The sequence below is a fragment of the Nostoc sp. NMS9 genome, from assembly GCF_017114995.1.
GTDB lineage: Bacteria > Cyanobacteriota > Cyanobacteriia > Cyanobacteriales > Nostocaceae > Nostoc.
Window position 1 is genome coordinate 1 of sequence record NZ_JABXKL010000024.1, and the last position, 21,548, is coordinate 21,548.

20 protein-coding genes and 2 pseudogenes are annotated in these 21,548 nt (G+C 41.3%); 10 read left to right on the plus strand and 12 right to left on the minus strand.

The features are described from left to right. The 3 genes and pseudogenes from HWQ40_RS08850 to HWQ40_RS08860 form a co-directional block, all read left to right on the plus strand. Window positions 1-186, plus strand: a pseudogene (locus HWQ40_RS08850) (hypothetical protein); the annotation flags it as partial. Between the two features lie 171 nt (window positions 187-357). Next, window positions 358-1,035, plus strand: coding sequence for a TrkA family potassium uptake protein (locus tag HWQ40_RS08855; protein WP_292776730.1), 678 nt, complete (start codon window positions 358-360; stop codon window positions 1,033-1,035). 69 nt (window positions 1,036-1,104) lie between these two features. After that, a complete protein-coding gene (locus tag HWQ40_RS08860; RefSeq protein ID WP_292776732.1) occupies window positions 1,105-1,659 on the plus strand; it encodes a DUF3124 domain-containing protein in 555 nt (184 codons plus the stop codon). Window positions 1,660-1,823: 164 nt separating this feature from the next. On the opposite strand, the gene HWQ40_RS08865 is transcribed toward HWQ40_RS08860, so the two are convergent. The 9 genes from HWQ40_RS08865 to HWQ40_RS08905 all read right to left on the minus strand — a co-directional run bounded on the left by HWQ40_RS08865 (window position 1,824) and on the right by HWQ40_RS08905 (window position 11,758). Then, window positions 1,824-2,039 carry a hypothetical protein gene (locus HWQ40_RS08865; protein WP_292776734.1) on the minus strand — a complete coding sequence of 72 codons (216 nt, stop codon included), beginning with the start codon at window positions 2,037-2,039 and terminating at the stop codon, window positions 1,824-1,826. A gap of 18 nt (window positions 2,040-2,057) precedes the next feature. Next, the gene (locus HWQ40_RS08870; protein ID WP_292776768.1) at window positions 2,058-3,611 is read right to left on the minus strand and encodes a cation:proton antiporter; all 1,554 of its coding nucleotides are present in this window, start codon (window positions 3,609-3,611) and stop codon (window positions 2,058-2,060) included. Between the two features lie 138 nt (window positions 3,612-3,749). Then, the gene (locus tag HWQ40_RS08875; RefSeq protein WP_292776736.1) at window positions 3,750-4,802 is read right to left on the minus strand and encodes a saccharopine dehydrogenase NADP-binding domain-containing protein; all 1,053 of its coding nucleotides are present in this window, start codon (window positions 4,800-4,802) and stop codon (window positions 3,750-3,752) included. A 12-nt stretch (window positions 4,803-4,814) separates the two neighbouring features. Continuing rightward, entirely contained in the window at window positions 4,815-5,123 is a 309-nt protein-coding gene (locus tag HWQ40_RS08880) for a putative quinol monooxygenase (RefSeq protein ID WP_094352971.1), read from the minus strand. Between the two features lie 29 nt (window positions 5,124-5,152). Next, window positions 5,153-6,793, minus strand: coding sequence for a lipoxygenase family protein (locus tag HWQ40_RS08885; RefSeq protein ID WP_292776739.1), 1,641 nt, complete (start codon window positions 6,791-6,793; stop codon window positions 5,153-5,155). A gap of 92 nt (window positions 6,794-6,885) precedes the next feature. Continuing rightward, a complete protein-coding gene (locus HWQ40_RS08890; protein WP_292776741.1) occupies window positions 6,886-8,319 on the minus strand; it encodes a c-type cytochrome in 1,434 nt (477 codons plus the stop codon). A gap of 89 nt (window positions 8,320-8,408) precedes the next feature. Further along, the gene (locus tag HWQ40_RS08895) at window positions 8,409-8,819 is read right to left on the minus strand and encodes a hypothetical protein (RefSeq protein WP_292776744.1); all 411 of its coding nucleotides are present in this window, start codon (window positions 8,817-8,819) and stop codon (window positions 8,409-8,411) included. Window positions 8,820-8,830: 11 nt separating this feature from the next. Then, window positions 8,831-10,297: a cytochrome c gene (locus HWQ40_RS08900; protein ID WP_292776746.1), complete on the minus strand. Its 1,467-nt coding sequence runs from the start codon at window positions 10,295-10,297 to the stop codon at window positions 8,831-8,833. A gap of 66 nt (window positions 10,298-10,363) precedes the next feature. Next, window positions 10,364-11,758, minus strand: a complete 1,395-nt coding sequence (locus HWQ40_RS08905; RefSeq protein ID WP_292776748.1) for an NADH:flavin oxidoreductase — start codon at window positions 11,756-11,758, stop codon at window positions 10,364-10,366. A gap of 699 nt (window positions 11,759-12,457) precedes the next feature. Between HWQ40_RS08905 and HWQ40_RS08910 the strand changes: the two genes are divergently transcribed. From HWQ40_RS08910 to HWQ40_RS08920, 3 genes are all read left to right on the plus strand, one after another. Beyond that, window positions 12,458-14,467, plus strand: a complete 2,010-nt coding sequence (locus HWQ40_RS08910; RefSeq protein ID WP_292776750.1) for a hypothetical protein — start codon at window positions 12,458-12,460, stop codon at window positions 14,465-14,467. 158 nt (window positions 14,468-14,625) lie between these two features. Continuing rightward, window positions 14,626-16,098, plus strand: a complete 1,473-nt coding sequence (locus HWQ40_RS08915; protein WP_292776752.1) for an alpha/beta hydrolase — start codon at window positions 14,626-14,628, stop codon at window positions 16,096-16,098. Window positions 16,099-16,346: 248 nt separating this feature from the next. Beyond that, window positions 16,347-17,138, plus strand: coding sequence for an SDR family oxidoreductase (locus tag HWQ40_RS08920; protein ID WP_292776754.1), 792 nt, complete (start codon window positions 16,347-16,349; stop codon window positions 17,136-17,138). Window positions 17,139-17,336: 198 nt separating this feature from the next. Here HWQ40_RS08920 and radC read toward each other — a convergent pair whose 3' ends face one another. Beyond that, a complete protein-coding gene (gene radC / locus HWQ40_RS08925; RefSeq protein ID WP_292776756.1) occupies window positions 17,337-18,068 on the minus strand; it encodes a DNA repair protein RadC in 732 nt (243 codons plus the stop codon). Between the two features lie 224 nt (window positions 18,069-18,292). On the opposite strand from radC, the gene HWQ40_RS08930 reads away from it, so the two are divergent. The 3 genes from HWQ40_RS08930 (at window position 18,293) to HWQ40_RS08940 (ending at window position 19,475) form a co-directional block, all read left to right on the plus strand. Next, on the plus strand, window positions 18,293-18,709 hold the full coding sequence (locus HWQ40_RS08930; protein ID WP_292776759.1) for a toll/interleukin-1 receptor domain-containing protein: 417 nt from the start codon (window positions 18,293-18,295) through the stop codon (window positions 18,707-18,709). Between the two features lie 21 nt (window positions 18,710-18,730). Then, window positions 18,731-19,144, plus strand: a complete 414-nt coding sequence (locus tag HWQ40_RS08935; RefSeq protein WP_292776761.1) for a toll/interleukin-1 receptor domain-containing protein — start codon at window positions 18,731-18,733, stop codon at window positions 19,142-19,144. Between the two features lie 70 nt (window positions 19,145-19,214). Continuing rightward, on the plus strand, window positions 19,215-19,475 hold the full coding sequence (locus HWQ40_RS08940; protein ID WP_292776763.1) for a hypothetical protein: 261 nt from the start codon (window positions 19,215-19,217) through the stop codon (window positions 19,473-19,475). Between the two features lie 106 nt (window positions 19,476-19,581). On the opposite strand, the gene HWQ40_RS08945 is transcribed toward HWQ40_RS08940, so the two are convergent. After that, window positions 19,582-20,520 carry a phosphoribulokinase gene (locus HWQ40_RS08945; RefSeq protein WP_292776770.1) on the minus strand — a complete coding sequence of 313 codons (939 nt, stop codon included), beginning with the start codon at window positions 20,518-20,520 and terminating at the stop codon, window positions 19,582-19,584. Window positions 20,521-20,732: 212 nt separating this feature from the next. Then, on the minus strand, window positions 20,733-21,167 hold the full coding sequence (locus tag HWQ40_RS08950; RefSeq protein WP_292776766.1) for a CoA-binding protein: 435 nt from the start codon (window positions 21,165-21,167) through the stop codon (window positions 20,733-20,735). Window positions 21,168-21,281: 114 nt separating this feature from the next. Between HWQ40_RS08950 and HWQ40_RS08955 the strand changes: the two are divergent. Continuing rightward, window positions 21,282-21,474 (plus strand): annotated as a pseudogene (locus HWQ40_RS08955) (IS4 family transposase); the annotation flags it as partial. Window positions 21,475-21,548 lie beyond the last annotated feature (74 nt).

Below are 21,548 nucleotides of genomic sequence, written 5' to 3' on the forward strand. Positions count from 1 at the left end.
GAGATATTAGTGAGTTTGCGTCATCCAACCGGCTTTGTCAGAGAAGCTGCGATCGGATATTTAAATATGGTTTCATATCGCGTTCTCCTGCAAATCCTCCCCCAGTTACAAAAAGATCCACATCCCTTGGTGTCCGTTCAAGTTAAAGAGTTACTCGAAAAATACCAATTCAAAAATTACAATTAAAAAAACCTCCGCTCCAATAATTTTGTGATTTCCATTGCTACTAAAAGATTTCAAATAAAAAAACATTCAATCGCTGTGAAAGCAGGGGAAGCAGAATTAATGCCCAATGCCCAATGCCCATTTGTTAACCTGTAAACTGAAGTAAAAATTCAAAGAATATCAGGAAGAGTCATGTACGTACTCATCGGTGGAGCAGGCTTAGTGGGCTTAAGTTTAGCGCAAAAACTGGTAGAACTAGGGCATACTGTTGCCGTAATTGACATCGATCCTATCGCTTGCCGCTACGCCCGCGAACAAGTAGGAGCAATGGCTTTTGAAGGCAGTGCTGTGAGTACAGAAGTCTTGCTAGAAGCTGGGATTCGCAAAGCCGGTTCCTTGGCAGCAGTTCTCAGAAATGATGCCTTAAACTTAGCAATGGTAACTCTTGCTAAACACTACGGTGTAACCCATATTTTAAGTCGGATGCGCCACCCCGATTTTGCCGAACCACTGCGGATAGCTGGAGCTAACCACGTTATCAGTACTGTTGAACTATCAGTTTCAACAATGGTGAACGCGATTGAGTATCCACAAGTGGAATCAATGATGCATTTTGAGCAGGGACAGATTGAGGTTCTGAAACTTTCCATCCCCAACAATTGCTATGTTGCTGGTCGTAGCGTTGCTGAAATTGCTCAGGATTCACAATTCCCTAGTGGTTCGCTAATTATTGGCTATCAATCCCATCCCCACGAAGATTTGATGATTCCTAACGGCAGTACAATACTGGAACCTCATTCAACTGTGCTGATTGTGACTAAACCAGGATGTTTACATCAAGTCATTGATTTTATTGAACAAAGATGTTGAGCGCAGTTCCTACCTAACTGTTTATTAGGTAGGGTTAGCTACACATATAAGAAAAATTGGTGAGTTTTGATGAAGCCCTATCGATATATTTATTTAGCGATCGCTGTTATTATTCTTGCATCTTGTGAATCAACACCTAAGTCACAACCCGATGCCATTCCAGCAACCCCATTGCAAAAAACAGTGACGCTGGATAATAATTTTAAGATAGCAAGCAGTCAAACTCTTTATGTTCCGGTCTACTCTCATATCTATCATCACAATCGCCAAGAGATTTTTGAGTTAGCAGTTACGCTTAGTATTCGGAATACAGATTTGACCAATCCGATTATTATTACTTCTGTGCGCTACTATAACTCAGAAGGGAAACTAGTTAAACAGTATTTGGAGCGCCCTATTCAACTTGATGCCCTAGCTTCGACAGATTTTTTTATCAATAGAAATGATAGCAGTGGAGGTTTAGGCGCAAACTTCATTGTCGAGTGGGTAGCCCAAACAGAAATATCCGAACCGATAGTAGAGGCAGTCATGATTGGTACTGACTTTCAACAAGGAATTTCTTTTATCAGTCCTGGTAGGGTAATTAAAAGTCAAAATAACTATAAGCGATCGTCTTTAAAATAATTCGTAATGACGCTCTCTACCAGACGCTAAAAGCGAAGGCGGACTCGCTTTGCGGGACGCTAACGTAATTCGTAATTAAGTTAATTCCTCGTTCCTATGCTCCGCATGGGAATGCATTCATTGAGTCTCTGACTCAATCTCTTGCTGGAGACAACAGATCCTAATTAGCCAAAACTCAGAGGTTCATTCACGAAGCTCAAAGGTTCATTCACAAAGCTCAGAGGTTCATCAACGAAGCTCAAAGGTTCACTCACGAAGCTCAAAGGTTCACTCACGAAGCTCAAAGGTTCACTCACGAAGCTCAAAGGTTCATCAACGAAGCTCAAAGGTTCATCAACGAAGCTCAGAGGTTCATCAACGAAGCTCAGACTATCCTCCATACCCAATGCCCCATATCCCTAATCATCTTCTAATTTCAGTAATTGTTCATCAAGAGTTTGTATCCGCCCGCGCACAATTTCTTCCGAGAGAATTCGCTTCCGCATTGCCTCATTGAGCGCTCCTTTTTCTGCTAGCAGTAAACGTCGGCGAATGGCTTCAAGTTTACTGCTCTTATTACTTCTACCTTCCACCTGATCAGGGCGACGATTATATAGTTCCCGCAGCGTCTTTTCTGCACGGGCAATTCGTACCTGATAAGCGGAACGCATCTCTTCATAAACGGCTTTTGGTAATACCCCTGATTTCAACAGGCTGTCTAATTCATCTTGTGCCGCCTTACCCGTCATCAACTGGGCTTGCAACTCTTCAACCTGTTGTTGAACTTCGGAAAATTTAGATAATTTTAAACGTTTTACCACCCAAGGCAAACTTAAACCCTGTCCCACTAACGACACCAGCACACAGCCGAAGACTATAGCTATCAAGACTTCTCGCCCTGGCAGTGTTGTAGGTAAGCTCAATGCCAGAGCCATTGAGAGTGAACCTTTGATATTACCTAAAAACAGTAAATGTTGCCAGCGTAACGGAATTGGGCGGTCGAACCAACGAACCACTCCTAGCAGTGGATAGACCGTAAGAACTCGCCCGACTTGATAAGCTAAAACTGCAAGTAGAATTGCAGGTAAAGTCCTCCAGAGCGTTACCAGGTCTATTTCTACACCAATCAGCAGAAAAATAAAGGTGTTGACGGTAAAACCGGCATATTCCCAGAAACTCAACAAGGTGATGCGACTAGAAGCAGAAGTATTGCGAGAAAGCGCTAAATTCCCGAAAATTAATCCAGCTACAACTACGGCGACAGCACCTGACACACCTAGAAACTCTCCAGCCTGAAAAGTGCCTAATGCAACTGCTACTGTCAGTAATAGACTGCTAAGGGGATCATCCAAACGGGCGAATACAGGTATGCTCAAATAGCCTAAGACTAACCCCACGAGGCAGCCTCCTAGAGAGATAAATAGGAATTGTTGGATTCCCTGTAGTAAGGTGAGTGAACCTGTCGAATATACTTGCAAAACCAGGTTGAACGTAACTAGGGCAGCAGCATCGTTAAATAGGGTTTCTCCTTCAACGATGGTGGAAAGCCGGGAAGGCACCGGTATTTCCTTGAAGATGGCAATCATGGAAACTGTATCAGTGTTTGCCAGCATTACTCCGACAAATAAGGCAGGTATCCAACTCAATCCCAGTCCAAATTTCAACAGGACGGCAATAATACCACTGGAAAGCACAGCCCCTGGCCCAGCTAGAAGGGCAATTGGTTTAAAGGTGCTGCGTAGGCGACTGACATCTGTATTAATTCCAGCTTCAAACAGGAGAATTGGCAGGAAAAGATCCAAAACAAGGGTTGGATTTAAACCAATCGGACGAGATAATAGCTCAGTGATGGGCAAACCTGCTAATACTAAACCCATAACATAAGGGATTCGCAACCGCCGGGATAGCAGAGCTACACCTGTAGCAACGAGCAAGAGAATAATTGAAACTTTGACTAATTCGGTAACATCCACTATCGCGTTTTGGAAAATTAGTTTGGCTTGACTGATAGATTCTCTCCTCATTCATGCCAAATTAGCAAGTTAAGTCTGCAAAAAAAAGCCGGGTTTTTTCGCTATCAAGCCTAAAAAATCCAGCTTTCTGTTGTATCCTTACTCAAACCCGGTAATTCCCGGAATTTCAAGGACAAAATCTGCTCCATATACGGATGCAGGAGTCTGGAATCCTACCTTAACTTCGCCTTGAATTACCCGTTTAATCACTGCTACAGCCGCTAACGCGGTAAAATCGTATGCTTCCGGTCCTAAGAGCTTTGCAGTTACTTGTTGACCAGTTTTATCCTCTGCAATGCCAATTACTCTAACTTGCCCCTTGGCTCGTTCTGCTGCCGTTGGTCCAGTGGGTAGAGTTTTAATTAGACTTGCTAAAGCACTTTGGAATAAAGACGAGTTAAATAACCATCCCAAATACTGGCTCGACTCCATCAGGAAGCGCACGGGATCAGGAAATACGGTATAAACCTCAATATTGGGAATACCTGTAGTTTGGAACGCAGTGATAATATCAGCACGCCAAGGGTTTGTTACTGCTGTCACAGTCCCATAACCAAAATCAACTTTACGTCTTTTCGATGCTGGGCGAGATGGGATGAGCTTACCTGCTTCTCGGACTACCCCGATATGATGTAAAGTTGGCAGTACTGTATTTGCAGTTCCCTGAGATACACCGCCCACTGTTTCATAGATTAAAATCAGTCGCGTTGCAATCGCTAACTTCTGTTTGAGATAAGCAGCTAAACAATCAGTAGGGACAACTCCAAATCCCACACCAGGGAGAAGCATTATCCCTGCATTTTTAGCCTCAGTATCTCGTGCTTGTAGCGCCTGAAATTCAGGTACTTCGCCAGCTATGTCTAAATAATGAGTTTTAGTTTGGAGGCAAGCATCAACAAGTGGCTTTGAGGTTTTGGAGAAAGGCCCGGAGCAGTTGATGACAGCAATTATATCCTCAAGAGAGCGAGCGATCGCTTGCGGATCGTCTAAGCCAAAAACCCGAAAGTCCAAACTTAATTCATTGGCTACTGCTGCTAGTAAACTTTGATTACGTCCAGCTAAAATTAATTCCAGTCCGTTATTTTTAGCAGATTCAGCAATGAGTTTTCCAGCATAGCCAGTTGCACCATACAATAACACCCTTGATGTCATTATTATCACCAGCTAGGAGTTGTTCGCAATCTGCTGCCATAACCTGACTTCAGGTGGTTCAACTAAAAATTGTCCTGATTTTTCCCCTAAAGCTTTAATATACGGCTGCTCTAGGTGTTGAGCTAAAATTTCCTGGCTGACCCAGTTTTCATGCAACAGAAACAAAGATGGGTCGTCAACAGATTGGTGCAAATCGTAATTAATACAACCTTCTTCTGTAAGAGTGAGAGCTATTACAGGTTGGAATTCCTGCTTGAAATTGTCTTCCAAACCTGGCTTTACTTTTAGTCGAGCGGTGACGGTTACTTGCTGATTTGACATTGTGATTCCTCTTTTTTACTAAAACTAATTCAAGTATTAATGCTGTTAATAATTTGCGAAGGCTTGAAGTAGTTGTAAGGGATGGGACGAGTTTGATTTCTAATGTCTATTTGCCGTTCTATTTCATGCAAATTCTGTTGGAATTGCACCACAATTTCCTGCGCCAATGGATCGGCAAACTCCTCATCATAAAAACCCAATTTGTCATAGTGGTACGATGTTAAAATCTCAGTCCACATCACCTGGTCGGCAGCTTGTTTAAAGGGAGGAAGTATCTTCATAATAGTTTCCAAGTCCACACCTTTAGTTTCTGGAATTGGGTGGTAGGCGGCATAGGGCATATTGGGTACAAAAGCCATATATTCGTACTGAGAAAAATTCAAAGCGGAGTGTAGAGGAGCGCAAGTGAAGACTACTACACTAATGATTTCAATCAGTTGTTCTAGAGTCTCAATCCTAGCTGGCATTCCCTTGACTCTACCACCATCTTGAGCCACTAATTCTCTAGCCCAATTTTGCAACTCATAGTCATCAATTAGCTCCTGTGAGGTTTTGTAATAGAGTTGTAAATATTCAGCCACAAACTTTTCGACAGCATTCCAGATTAATATGCCATCGTCCCGGAAAGGAAAGTGCGGTAAAATTTCTGGGTCATCCGTTCCGCGACTTTTTATTAACCGAGGGAAGGTAAACTTTTCAACACTCCATTCTTCATAAACCTTCGCCACAAACCCAAGAGACTCCGCCAATGAACCTGCCATAAACTCATCAACCGGGCCTCCCGGCTGTAAAAACTGAGTGCGCCCCAAATCGTTATCAAATAGCATGAAACGGAAGTGGGGTTTAAACAGTAAAGCGATAGGATGATTTTCTGCTAGTTGCCGCGCAGTTACAATTGCAAACGGAGCCATAACTGCATGGGTATAGGCAAAATGACTACCCAATTCTTGATGGTTGCCATCAGCAATTTGAACGCAGGTTTTTGCCAAAAACCAATCTAAATGGGGGTCATCTGGCGTATAAATCATGCTTTTTGCACCAGAGTCATGATTAATCTGAATGGCAACAGGTACTAGAGAACCACCATTAGAACTATCATTACTTTGCCAATAAAATAGAGCTTGTGGCTTGGGAAGGTACTTTTTAACATTATCGTAGACACCACCTTGAATATCAGATAACAAAGGGTAATCTAAGAAATACAGCTTGCCTTCCTTGAGTGCCTTTTCCAAAGTAAATTCTGTCCCTGCAACCTTCTGAAAATGGGAATCCGTGACAGCAAAATTCTCAGGTAATACATCAATTCTTTGGATAGCTAGTGGGTTCGCTCCAGAGAGTCGTTGTTCTGCAAAACAAGAGTCTGTTTTGTAATTTTTTATAACATCAGGTTTTGGGAGTAGTGACAAAAGTTCTTCATATTCTTCCAATTCATCTAATGGGTCTAAGAAGTTTCTGGCTTTGGCAGCTAGCATATTTGGTGCAAGACTTGCCATACTTGCCAAACGTTTAGCAGTATATTCCGCCGAGAAGATTTCCTTATGAGGAACTTTATCAATAACTGGTAGAGGAGCTAGATAATTGTAATTAAATTTGTACTCTTCTCGATTTTTATCTAGCCAATTGATTCGGACATTAACATCAGGATCTTTTTGTGGTAAGTATGGTTTCACGATTATCTCCAATTCGGTTTTTGAGCGTTTGGTAGTTAATGATTAACGTCAGAAAGGTGCTGAATCACATCAGGATGTAGCAACGACTTGAATTACAGAGTTTTCAGATACTCAATCAAAGCTTTTTTATTCTCATCAGATAAATCAGTGCCATAAATATGTCCCTGATTTGAATTAGCAGTTACCGTTGTATCGTATTTAAAACCTATAGCTTTGGCTTCATCTCCCTCAGTAATAAAACCAACTTTTTTCGGGTCGTAGACATCATATCCCCGATAGAAAACTTGAGGACGATTCTCTGGTTTTTCTAACAAATCTTGTAGAGACGGGACTGAACCATTATGTAAATATGGCGCTCTTAACCATAATCCATCTAGAGAAACAGATACATACCCATTGGTTTTACGTAAGTTTTTAAAATCCCAAGAGTAGCCATCACCAAAATGATTGTAAGTATCTGCTCCTTCTTGCGTCCACATATCTAACCGATGGCGGTCAGTTCCTACTTCTTCCACAGGGATGACAGTACCCGTTCTTTCTCCACCAAAAGCGTGACAAGATGCACAAGTATTAGCAAAAATTTGACTTCCTTTTGCAGCCACTTGCTCATCAATAGCAAATGGATATTTAGGAGGTGGTAGTTCTTGAATAAAATCTTCTACTCGTTGTAAATCGGCTACAGGAAGTGATTTTTTGGTAGCACCGTCACCAATTGCTCCAGTTTGAACAGTTTCTGTTAGTGAAGTTTCTAACCCATCCCAATGGAGTGCAAAGCCTTTGTGCATCTTTTGATTCCAAAGAGGCATCATATCAGAGTTGCCAATAGTGTTATCTTTGGGCAACTTTAAAGTATTGAATTTAACTGGATTAAAAGGATCAATTCGACCAGGACCCCAGTTAGGACGAGAATCTGTCCAACTATAGTCTGCTTTTTGTTGCAGCAGCGCTTTCTTAGTTTGAGGAATTAGCACATAACGATAAAGTAAATTTTCTAGCCACGAAAGCTGATAGTTATATTTGATTTCGTCAAGGATATAATCTGCTGTAAATCTGGCATCACCAGCAGTTGCACTCAAAAATCGTAAATAGCCTTGCGAATCAAACTTATTAGCAGGAGCCGCGGCCACAATTGTGGGTTTATCTTTCTCTGTTTTTCTATAGGTAGCAGTATGGCAAACAGCGCAAGTTATACCAACGCGAGGGAAGCCAATGGTTTTTTTCGTAAACCCAACTGGCATTTCTTTACCCTCTTCCCATGTGATTCCCAAGGAAGTATAACCACCTGGCCCTGGTAATTTCTCAGGGAATATTCGTGGTAGTACCAGCCAAATCCAATAGGGAACACCTTGCGCTTCTTCTGTGCCAATAGAACCATATTTAAAGTGTTCTTCAGACGATTCATAATATGTGGGAACCTCTCGAAAAAGGTTGTACCATCCCACATACCCAACTACACCAGCTAAAAGGATCACAATTAAAACAATGCTTGTGATTACCCTACTTATTTTATCTTTGAGTATTGTCATGGCACTCTTTTGCTCCTTTGCAGAAGAATCTGTTTGTAGTGCAGGCAATATACCCACACTAGACTAGGGATAAAATTAGGAGAATTGCTTCACTGGAGTTGCAGCAATTGGATTTTGCTACGTATTGCTAGTGTCAGAAAAATTACTTCCGCTAATCCAAAAAACAGGTCTACAAAGGCAATGGATAAAAATCCTTTATCCTGACCAAAGAAAAGTACTGCACAAATAAAAAATGTTGAGCCAAAAGCTCTTGAAGGAAATATTGATATCCAGGCAGTTGCTTGATATCGGTATGGGTCAAGTGCTCCAGGAACATAAAATGCACTAATAATAAATAACAGCATTCCCGCAGCACGAACCCAGATAATTGGTACTGGTATATGCATGTGAAGGAACGTCAGCATTAGTTCTGGAAAGAAACAAGAGGGAATGACAAAAAACATATTAACGATAATGCCAAGCCAAGTAACGCGACTAAACCATTTAGCGTAATTATTCATTTTTTCTCCTTTTAAAGCTTTTTCATGTACTCAATTAGTGCATCTTTCTCTTCTGTAGAAAGATCAGTACCATATAAATGACCACTGTTACTATTTCCAGGTTTTGTGGTATCGAACTTAAAGTATTGCTTACCGTTTTCTACACCGATATCAGACACAAAGCCAACTTTTGCTCTGTCAATGACATCATAGCCACGATAGAATTCTTTAGGTCTATTTTCTGGTGTTTCTAGTAAATCTCGTAAGGTGGGGACTGAGCCATTGTGCAGATAAGGGCCACGTAACCAAACACCATCAAGGGGCATATTTGCATAGCCATTAGTCTTACGGAAATTCTTAAAGCGCCACGGATAGCCTGTATACAAAGTATTTTGGTTAGACATCGTTTCGTAGGTATATGAGTCGAGACGATGAGGGTCTGTACCAATTTCTTGAATTGGGACAACTTTGCCTGTATATGCACCGCCAAAAGCGTGACAACTAGCACAATTACTTTGAAAAAGCTGTTCTCCCTTCGCTGCTATAGTTTCGTTAACTTCATAGGGATATTTTGGTGGTGGTAGTTCCCAAAGCCAATCGGCAACTCTCTGAATTCGAGGCAAATCAATTGTTGTGGGTGTGACTCCAGCGCCTAAAGCTGCACTTTTATTTCGTTCATTAACGGAAGTGTTATTACCATCCCAATGTAACTGCAATCCCTCACGGGGTTTTTGATTCCAAACTGAGGGAAAATCAGAAGTACCAATCAGTTCATCCTCACGCAATTTATCCATTGGGAAATGGAATTGAATTGCTTTATAAGGATTAAAAGTATCTACTCTTCCTGGACCCCAATCTGGTTGTTTTTCAACGAAATCAAGTCGAGATGCCTGATTAATTAGTGCATCTCTAGTTTGAGGAATTGCAATGAAGCGATAAAGTAATTTTTCAATGGGATTAAGACCACCACTGATTTTTTCAATTTCTGGCAACATCCGGTTAGCAGTAAAGCGCTCATCTACACCAACTGCTGATAAAAATTTAATATATCCCTGCAAATTAACCACATTAGCAGGCATTGTTGTGATGACTTGATGTTCGCTATTGGGGGTATCTCGCAGCGTTCCTGTATGACATACAGCACAATTCAACGCAACTCTATCAATAAAGACTCGCCGTTGCGAAAAACCTATAGGCAAATCTTTGTCAGGTTCTTTGATAAATCCCAGAGAGGTATAACCTTTTCCAGGTAATTTATCTGGGAATAATTCTGGTAAAACTTTCCAAATCCAGTAAGGGATGCCATTGATGGGTTCGCTGCCGATTGAACCATATTTAAAGTGGTTTTCAATATCAGCATAATCCACTGGGGAGTTAGACAAAACAGGCCAAAGGAAAAATACTGCTACTGCTACAATACCTACAATCACAACCCAAATCCGCTGGAAGACTCCCTTGATTGAAGTTGGAAGTAGGGTAGGGTTTGTTTGTTCAGTCATGAAACACTCCCTATGTTGTCGAGATTATTTGTAAGCGAAATTGTCGATGTGATACGCATCGCTTTTTTATCTAGATAAATTTGCAAACTGAGTTTCATGAAAGACTGACATTACTTCTTCCATCATCTCTTCATAACTATTGAAGCGATCCTGCTCGTAACAACCCAAGGGATTTTCAATTACATTCAGCAGACATTTATTGCAATAGGTACAGGGTTTATCTGCCAGGTCTTTACCTGCTTGAAAAGATTTAACTAGGTCATTATTAGCAATTAGGGTACGAGCCATTGTGACGCCATCACAATAGCGATCGTTAATTGCCTGACGAATATAAGAAGCTTGCTGTAAACCACCTGTACATAATACGGGAATATTAACGTGCTTTTTAATTTCTCTGGAATCTATTAAGTTTCTGCCTTGGTTCTCTATTAGTAGCTGTTTGATTTTAGGATCTTTTACATCGTCACCACTAAATGCTTGAGGAGGCAATTGCTTTTTCACGCGATTCCATAAAAAATTGAACAGTGGATGCAAAAATGCTTTACGAAATAAAATGTAGTTGCGTGTGGTTTCGATGCCACTCGACAACATAGCATCATAAGTTTTAGTAATTACATCAAAATTAAAATCACCAATGGGATTGAGTGGGTGAGGAAATAAGCTACCAGTTGACACATGGACGGCATCAGCCCCAGCTTCTTCTGCCCATTTACAAACTTGGATGGAATCTTCTATGGTATTACCTGGTTTTTCCCAAAAGGTGACAGCATTGTTATAGTCAACGGCACTAATTTTGAATTGCAGATGAAAGTCGTTGCCTACTTCTTTGCGGATTGCTCTAATTACATCTAGCAAAAACCGCGCTCGATTCTCTAATGAACCACCATATTCATCTTGACGGTCGTTAATTCCAGAACTGAGAAATTGATTAAAAAGATATCCATTAGCACTGTGCAATTCCACTCCATCCAAACCTGCTTCACGGGCACGTCTAGCACCATCGGCGAAGTATTGGATTGTTTCTTTAATCTCTGTTAGTGTCATCGCTTGACACAAAAAGCCGTGGAATGGCTCAGTTTGGCTAGTGGAACTTAACGCTTTTTTTCCTAAGTTTTCTACACCACCAATATCTTGCTGTCGCCCCGAATGACTTAATTGCAAAATAAATTTACAGTCATATTCGTGAACTCTTTCTCCTACTTTTCGCCAAAAAGGAATGCGCTCATCACAGTTAATGGTGGCGTAATTGGGCATAATTCGTCCCCGGATGGCGACTGGGACAAAGGAACTAATAATCGCTCCCACACCACCACGAGCAAACTTTTCTTCCCAGTTGATTCGGGCTTGAGTACCTGAACCATCATAGTTATCCCATCTTCCGGAAATACTAGAGCGAAATATCCGATTTTTTACTGTGAGATTACGGAATCTCAATGGCTCAAAGATAATATCAGTTTCCATGTGTTTCTCTGTCTTTATATATTGTTTCGGCAATAAAATTAGGTGTCCAAATTATTCGTAGCACTAACAGTCTCGCCAGAGAACTATTTTTTCTAGTGTCTCTGGAAGGACAATTTTTTATGTCTACAAATCTACAGTGGAGGTTTTCGGATGCGATACCTGCGGCGGGCTGCGCCAACGCTAAGTATTAAGTTTTCGTTACTTAAATTTACCTAACCAGTTTCAGCATGGATATTTATCCTTATTGGTTTTTACAGTTATATAAAGACTTTTGCAGTTTGTAAACCTACGGTATTTACAGAGCAATTCTTAAAAAAAGTGAAAATTCTCGTCTTTTATGTCTCTTCAAAGGTTAAGGCAACCTTAAAAATAGCTAAAAGTAGCTGCTAACAATTTGTTACAAACCTAACCAAGTAGGTAGGAAATCGATATAACCATAGCAAATTGGTTATTGAACACCATTATAAATTTACAATTTTTTAAATTTTTGATTTATAAATGTATAAAAGTTTATTGATGACGTTTTGCAAATTTGTGTAGTAACTTCATATATAACGAACCTCAGTAAGGTACATTCTAAGTCGTCAAAATATCCCAAGACTAAATCTGGAAAATGGGAAATTAGTGATGAAGCATTAGTGTACCTCTGCAAACGTGAGTTCAGTGGAAAAGGTTTAGGTGTTATAAACAGAGAGTTTTATGAAAAAGACAAGTCTAATTTTTAAGGGCTGTCTGCTCCTCCTATTCGTGACTATGTTTATAGTCTGCGGCTTTTATGGAACGCCTACAGCTCTAGCCGATGAGTATAGTGAAACACCTGCGCCCATAAGTACTAAGTATTCGGATACGGGTGTATCTGAATACCCTGATAACTGCGAGGGTATCGGTTATCTCCCAGAGTACACAAAGGAGAATTTGACAGATGCCGAGAAACGGGGTCGTTGCACTTGGTACTTATGGACTGGCGGTAATGATAAGTACTATCGTGATTTAGCGAAGCGAACGCTTGGCGGTGTTGACCTGTTAAAGCTGATTGACTCGCGTGTGCATGATGAGCGATTGCAACGTTATGGCGCAATTAACGATCCTGGATGTGAGAAAGCAACAGCACCAGATGAATACGGTTTGTGGCTAGATAAGTGTAAAGATCCGCTCTCAACTGGCGTTATTGGGTTGCGTAAGTTCCAAAACCCCAACTTCGAGCGGGCTAAATGGAACCCTGTTGAATATGCCAAAACTTCACAAGTTGAGCCTCCATACGTGATCGGGCAGTCCTGCGCCATCTGTCATGTAGCGTTAGATCCTCTCAATCCACCCAAAGACAAGGAACATCCAAGATGGGAAAACCTGGTACCAGCATTGGGTAATCAGTACATCAAAGAAAACAAATTATTTGCATCCAGCGTTGCGGACAATAGTTTTATTAAGCAAGTACTCGATTCTCAGAAGCCTGGAACTTCTGATACTTCTCGGATTGCCACCGATCACATCAATAATCCGAATGCAATCAATGCCATTTTTAATTTAGGCGATCGCCCCAAATATCCAGAGGTGATGAACGATGGTTCAATTAAGGATGTTAATCATATTCTCAAGGATGGTGCAGACTCTACAGGAGTGCCAATTGCCTCATTACGTGTCTACGTCAACATTGGGATGTGCGGCGATTACTGGACAAGTCTCCATGAGCCTTTATTAGGCAGAACTCCCCAAAAACCTTTTGACATCGAAAAGGCACGGAAGGAGTGCGAAGGCTGGAGACAAACAGAAACACGCATGGCTGATGCCGAAGCATTCCTGAAAACTATCAAGCCGATGCACCTGAAAGATGCCCCAGGTGGTGAAGAGTTCTTGACTAAAGATGAAGAAGTTCTCAAACGTGGCAAGCTGGTTTTTGGCAGCACTTGTGCTAGTTGTCATTCCAGCAAAAAGCCATCGGCTGCGATCGCTGCTGACCCCGAACAGGCTCAGAAATGGTATGAAGAGTCTGTACTCAGTAGTAATTTTCTCGACCACAACTTCTTGTCTGATGATCAGCGTTATCCAGTTACTTTAATTGGAACCAATGCGGCGCGATCGCTAGGGACAAATGCCGCTAAAGGACATATTTGGGATCAGTTCTCGTCGAAGACTTACAAAGAACTGCCTTCACCAGGTAGTTTGACGTTGTACAACCCCTTCGATGAGAAAAAACCGATCGAATTTAAGATACCTGATGGCGGTTTAGGTTATTACCGTACACCTTCACTAGTGAGCATTTGGGCAACAGCACCACTTCTTCACAACAATACACTAGGACTTTACAACGAAGATCCTTCAGTAAAAGGACGTGTAGAAGCCTATACTGATGCTATGGAAAAGCTGCTGTGGCCTGAAAAGCGTGAGGGAATTATCAGCAGGACAGACCGAGATACCAAATTAGAGCTTCCCCCAGGAGATCCGAATCCGAGATTTAAACTTCCTGTTCCTAAAGGTACGCCTGTGAATTTGCTAGCAAGCATAAATATTAGGGAGGCAATTACATCTCTCAATCTCAGCAGTCTTTTCCAAGATTTGAAACCAGGCGGTGGAATTAAAGGTAAGTTGGCACGTGTGCTTTTAAGAGCCAACAAATCTCCTGACTTTGTAGAAGATGAGGGTCATTATTTTGGCTCAAATCTCCCAGATGAAGATAAGAAAGCCCTAATTGAGTTCGTGAAAACTTTCTAAGTACAGCTACCGTATAAAATCGTAGTGTTTTAAACGCAGAGAATTCGCTACGAATTAATAAAATGTTGTACTAAGACAACTTGTCTTGATATTCTGCACTCGTTTCCAGGTTAAATCTGGGAACGAGAAAAAATATTGATTAAATAGCAAGGATATATATGCCGTATTTACCAATCGTCTTCGTTCGTGGATATGCAGGTACAGAAAAAGATGTTGAGCAAACAGTCAACGATCCCTTTTATGGATTCAATAGTGGTTCAACCCATATTCGAGTAGATGAGAAGGAAAATCCTCAGAAGTTTTTTTTCGAGAGTCCATTGCTGCGGCTAATGACCGATCATGGTTATCAACCGATTGTTGACAATCAGAATGTGAGCAATCAGATTAAAAGATTGTCCGATCAACTTCATCAAACTATTTGGATCTATCGATTTTATGATGTATCTACACCTAGCTTTGGCTCCTCAAGTGTAGTTCGACAAGAGATGGAGGAGATAGCTAAGGGTTTAAGAAAACTGATCCAGAATGTCAAAAAAACGACGGGTGCTGATAAAATTTATCTTGTTGCCCACTCGATGGGAGGTCTTGTTTGTCGCAGCTTGATTCAAAAGATTTATCCAGATGAAAACGAGCAAGCTGTCGATCATATTGACAAATTTTTTACCTACGCTACACCTCATGGTGGTATTTATTTTGAGGTCGGGGGTGGCTTAATTGAAAACCTTAGAGACAAGTTCCAATTAAACAATTCTGATGACTTTGGCCCCCAGCGGATGTACCAATATTTAACACCTGGTATAAAGCCAACAACTGATTTACCCGATGACTTCCAGTTAGAAACACTACAAAGCATAGATACTGCATTTTCGCCAAGCCGCGTTTTTTCTCTAATCGGCACGAATGCACATGATTATGAAGAAGCTTTTGGTCTTTCACGCAATCTTGTTGGGGTGAAAAGTGATGGTCTAGTTCAGATTGATAAAGCTTATATCCTTGGATCTCATCGTGCTTATGTTCATCGCTCTCATGGTGGACGTTATGGCATATTGAACTCCGAAGAAGGTTATCAAAACCTGCAACGATTTTTGTTTGGTGATATTCAGGTGAAACTGTCTCTGAGCAATGTTGAGTTACAAGACTTGGACAAGAACTTTTATCAACTAGAAACTAGGGTGGCTTTGCGTGGTCTTCCTATTCCTATATATGAGCAAGCGATCGCTCATTATTGCCCAATTACACAAGAGTTAACCCGAACAGATAAACCTATTCCGCTATTTACAGCTTTCTTAATCCCCAAAAACTCAGTCAATGATGATAATACCTGTAGATATGCCCTGCGTTTAGCACTGCATTCCTTTACAAAACAAGAGACGAATTGGTTACGTGACCATCATCTCGACCAAGTGCCTTTGTGGTCTGACTATCTAATTACTGATGTTGCCGAATCAAATAGCACTTATGAGGCTAAATACAGTTGGAATTCTGAAGAAAAAGAGCCAGTAACAAAGTTAAATCCGACTTCTGAATCCAGTTCCGGTATATATGTTGCGTATGTTTCCTTACCTGAACGCGGGCAAAAAGTCTTAGGAACAAATGCAGCAGTTCGCTTGGAAATTTCCCAATGGCAATAAATAAGTGCTTGTTGTTGTGTAGTCAGTGATTAGTTCTGTTTACTTAGCACTTTTTAATTATTCTATAGAGAGAATAATCAAGCTTAAAGAGCGTTAGGTTAATAATGACTAATAACTAATGATTCATAATATATATGAGTGAAAAAGAATGGAGAGATCAAGCCTAGGCTGTATAAGTTTTCTGGATTAACACATAGTTAATTTCACTAGATGTCTATTTGTTTTCAAGCTGTTAAGAGAGGAAAATTATGCAGAGTAATCGCAAACAAACGGCTCTTATTACTGGTGCATCTGGCGGCATCGGTTATGAATTTGTGAAATTATTTGCTCAGGATGGTTACAATCTTGTGTTGGTAGCTAGAAGCGTGGAAAAGCTGAATAAAATCGCCGATGAATTTAAAAATAAATTTGGCATTGATGTCAAAGTTATTTCTAAAGATTTATCTAACCCATCAGCCCCAGAGGAAATTTTCAGGGAGCTAGAACAAGCATCAATCAATGTTGATGTGTTGGTGAACAATGCTGGGTTTGCTACCTACGGATTATTTAACGAAATTGACCTGAATGCTGAAATGCAATTGCTACAAGTTAATATCTTATGTCTGACACATTTAACCAAGTTATTTCTCAAAGGTATGGTTAAACGGGGGTCTGGAAAAATATTAAACCTGGCCTCTACTGCTGCTTTTCAACCAGGGCCACTGATGGCAGTATACTACGCAAGTAAAGCCTATGTCTTATCATTCTCAGAAGCGATCGCTAATGAATTAGAAGGTACAGGCGTTTCTGTAACAGCACTTTGTCCAGGGCCTACAGAATCTGGTTTTCAACAAAGAGCCGCAATGGAAGACTCAAAGTTGGTAAGTGGTCAAAAAATTATGACTGCGGAAACAGTAGCCCAAATCGGCTATCGTGGTCTATTTGAAAACAAAACTGTTGTCGTTCCTGGAATTAAAAATAAGCTACTCGCTGAATCTGTAAGATTTACTCCCAGAAAGCTGGTAACAAAACTAGTTAGAAATATGCAGGAAAGCAAGTAGTAGATCGGCGTAAATAATTATCATAAGGCAGGGGGCAGGGGAGAAGGTACAAACCGAGTAAAATTGCGAAAGCACCCTTGCTCCTTTTCTCACTAGGGTTGAGAGCAACAATCTTTATGGGTGGTTTTTCTCCCCCGCTCCCCCGCTCCCCCGCTCCCCCGCTCCCCTGCTCCCTGCCCCCCTCCGCCTGCTTTTTCACTAATCCCCCTGTGGATGCTCATCCCACAAGGTTGTCAGTTCCCGTAAACTTTGATGATTGCCATTACCCAAAATCAAATGATCTAGTACCGGAATGCCCAAAAGCTGCGCCCCTGCTAACAACTGACGCGTCAATTCTATATCTTCCTGGCTGGGTTCAAGGTTCCCAGAAGGATGGTTGTGGGCAACTATTACCCGCGTTGCGCCTTGACGAATAACTTCTCGAAAAATATCACGGGGAGAGGCTAGGGTTTCGGTTGCAGTACCAATGGTAATTACTTGCGTACCCAATAAGCGATTCTTGACATCTAACAGCACCACTGCAAAACGTTCTTGTAGCTGCCACATCAAATCTTGGCTAAGGGTAGCAGCAGCAGCAAGTGGGCTATCAATTAATGTGCCATCATTGGGACGTGATTGAAAAGCGCGTTTACCCAATTCAATTGCTGCTAAAATGCTTGTCGCCTTCGCCGGGCCAACACCAGAAATTTGCATTAACTCAGCAGGGCTAACTTCTCGCAGAACTACCAAAGGATCGCGTTGGTGTTTGCCTAATTCGCTCAAGATATATTGTCCCAAACCCACAGCAGATAGTTTTCCTGGCCCTTGACCGGTGCCTAGAAGAATTGCAATTAACTCCGCTGTGGCTAAAATTTTGGCACCATGCGTCATTAATCGCTCACGCGGACGCTCATTTGTAGGTAAGTCGGCAATTCTGAGGCAATAGGTCATATTAAACTAAGAAAATAGCACCACACATAGAACTATCCTTAGTTATCCCTCGTTTGCTCTCAAAATCATCTTTATTTGAGAAAATCTTTAATTTTGGGGAATTTTACCTCTAGTTCCTATGTAGAAATACCTTTGATAACACCATCTTCTCAAATACTTGCCACAAGATTTAGATAAAATTGGATTTAGTCTATTAATCGAACATACTTGAGATAGGAGATGAGATGAAGGTATTTATCAGCTACAACTCTCAAGATAGAAAGTTAGCTTGGCAAATTGCTGATGCTCTGCGAAATGCAGATTTTCAAGTTTGGGACGATACTCAACTCTTCCCAGGCGATAACTGGGCAGAAGTTATTGCTAATGAGCTTCGAGAGTCTGATGCAATGGTTATTTTACTAACGCCTAACTCAGTTTATTCTCCCTACATGAATGCCGAAGTAGGCTATGCTCTAGGCGAACAGGGCTATAAAGGTCGGGTAATTCCTGTCCTTGCTGCTCCTTCTGAACAAATTTCTCAATTAGAACTAGAAATTCCCTGGATTCTGAAGAAATTTGGGATAATTTACTTATCAAATCTTGGGCATGATGAGGAAGGTTTGAGAAATATTACCCAAGCTCTCAAAAAAGCTGCTGCTTAACAGGAGTGGATTTTCTAAATAATGATACCAAGTGAAGCTTTTCTTTCCCATTCAAGCCAAGATCAAGAATTTGTTTCTAAATTAGCAGAAGTTCTGCGTCATCATGGCATTCCAGTTTGGTACAGCAAAACGAATATTTTAGGTGCACAGCAATGGCATGATGAGATTGGAAATGCACTAAAAAGATGTGATTGGTTCCTTGTAGTACTTTCTCCAAACTCAGTAGATTCAATGTGGGTTAAGCGGGAGTTAATATTCGCCCTCCAACAGAATCGTTTTGAAAATAAGATTATTCCAATTGTCTATCAAGATTGTGATTATGAGCAGCTTTCTTGGGTGCTATCGAGCTTTCAAATGATAAATTTTCAAGAAGCTTTTGAAGATGGTTGTCGTGATATTTTACGTATATGGGGCGTAGGCTACCAGTTACGTTAGTAATCCTCTGGCTACAGAATCAGTCCAGAAGGGTCAAGCATCCCGCTATTTTATGCAGAGATGAAAATTGATGCAGAAAATCGATACCACGTCATTCCCTGCACCCGACCCCATGAAGAATAATTGGGAGTTTGCCGAAGTCTGGATTGATGCAATGCTGTCGCCTCGCTATGTGTTGTTACTTCTTGTCGATCCAGAGGGAAAGTTTTGTGTATACGATCCCACCGAGGGTTATAAAGTCATATTTACTTGTTCAAGTTACGAAGAGGCTCAACTCTGGTTGCTAGAAGATGAGTATGAGCAAATTGAAGGGCGCGTTTGTGCATCTTAAGTTTGAGTAAGCAAAGTGCGTAGTTTACTACAGTAGGCATCGCATAATTCAGCAGCCCAACACTACAGACGATCGCCAACCATTTAAACCCCTTCATTTTTGCTAATTACTGATAAATTTGCGTTGCTTTCAGCATGTGGTAGGTAATAATCAACTGAGTCAGAGCCAGAGGATAACTTTGGAGTGTCTCTCCAGTTGTACCAGCAATTTTACCCAGTTCTGGATTACTTTCGCGATCGCAAATATTTCGTAAATGGGGCATATCAGAACAAATAATATGCTCTAGCTTATTCACCTGGTCTAAGGTAGCATGACCATCAACTTCTAAAACATCTACCGGCTTACTCATATCCCTGTCTAGCCCCAGGCGGATTGCTGAGTCAGAATTGCCATAGCTAGAGTTGGTAATTGGGGTAAAATCTGGATGGGGAATTGTTGGACGAAGTACCAGACGGACATTCAAGTGTCCATTGGTTTCATCATCTTCCCCGGTGGGTGGGTAGAAACTGATTACTATATCAGACCATTGCCGCTGCGGACGGATAAACTCTGCTGAATCTGGTTCGCGCTTTTCTAGTTCCGCTAATACCTGTTCATCTGTATAGCCGCGCTTTTGGGTGTCTCGTTTCACTTTCCACTTAGCGCGTAGTGTTTCTGGGGGTGCAAGGTAAACTTTAACATCGTAGGAATCACGAGCAGCACGGGTAGAATAACCGAGTAATCCTTCAATAATGACGAATTTATTCGGCTTGATATATTGCGGTGGCTCGAATGTACCGGTTTTATGGCTGTAAACTGGCTTAAGAATTGGTTGTCCTGTGCGTAGCAGCGACAGATGTTGCTGCATAATATCTAAGTGATTGCAGTCGGGGTGAAGGGCAGTAATGCCAATTTCTGCACGTTGTTGGCGATCGTAACGGTGATAATCATCTGTACAGATGATTGTGACATTTTCTGGGCCGAGTGCCTGAGCAATTCCCCGCGTTAGTGTTGTTTTCCCAGCAGCGCTGTCGCCGACAATACCAAGAATTATTGGACGGCTCATCATAACCTCCCAGAATAAAAACAAGTTTAGTAATAAAATTACCTACATATAGTTTTTATTCTAGAAGGGTTTAAGCAAGTAACTCAAGCAAAGACTTGGTATGCAATATAAAAACACATAGGATATTTGTGCGATGCCTACGGCGGTAAACTACGCTTTTTGCATAATAATAACAATTTACATAATTGTTAGAATATCTGTACGCATAAAAACTAAACATCCCCTGTTAATCCTACTCTCAGACGCAGATATTCAATTTTGATACAAGCATCCATAACCACATTGAGTCCTGCATCTATAGCTTTTTGTGCTGATGGTTGATGGCAGATACCCAGTTGTGTCCATACAGTTTTCGCACTGAGAGAAATTGCTTCATCTACAATTTCTGGCAAGTACTCAGAACGGCGAAACACGTTAACAATATCCACGGGTTCAGGTAATTCCTGGAGTGCAGCATAACTGGGTTGACCGTCAATTTCTTTAACTATGGGGTTGACGGCATAGACTGTATAGCCTTTCTGCCGTAAGAATTGGGCGATTTGATAACTGGTGCGATGGCGTTTATCAGAGTGACCCACAACAGCGATGGTTTTTGCTTGGATCAACACCTCACGCAGAGCGTTATCATCTTCTTTAAGGTTTGGCACGATTTAAGATATCCTGAGCGATCGCTTTGCTTATCATACTGAGTTGCATTTACAATACCTTCGCCAAAAAAAGAGTATGAAGAGATAGGGCTGCCGTAGTAGAGTTATTGTCCCTCACAACGACAACTCAATCCCAGTTCCGGCATTATTGATCTTAAAGCTCACCCAGAGTGGTTTTCGATATGTCCGTGAAATGTTAAAAATGCTTCCTGAAATCCCTGAGCCTATTTTATTAACCCAGATTTTTGCCAAGCTTACGTCTTTAGGTCGTATTCATCCCGTTTCTACGGGCGTTGAACCCTCGTAAATTGGCAGAGGTATTGATAAGTTAGTAGTTAAAATCGCTAAACCTTGATACGCCTCGATTCGTTGCAAGAGGTA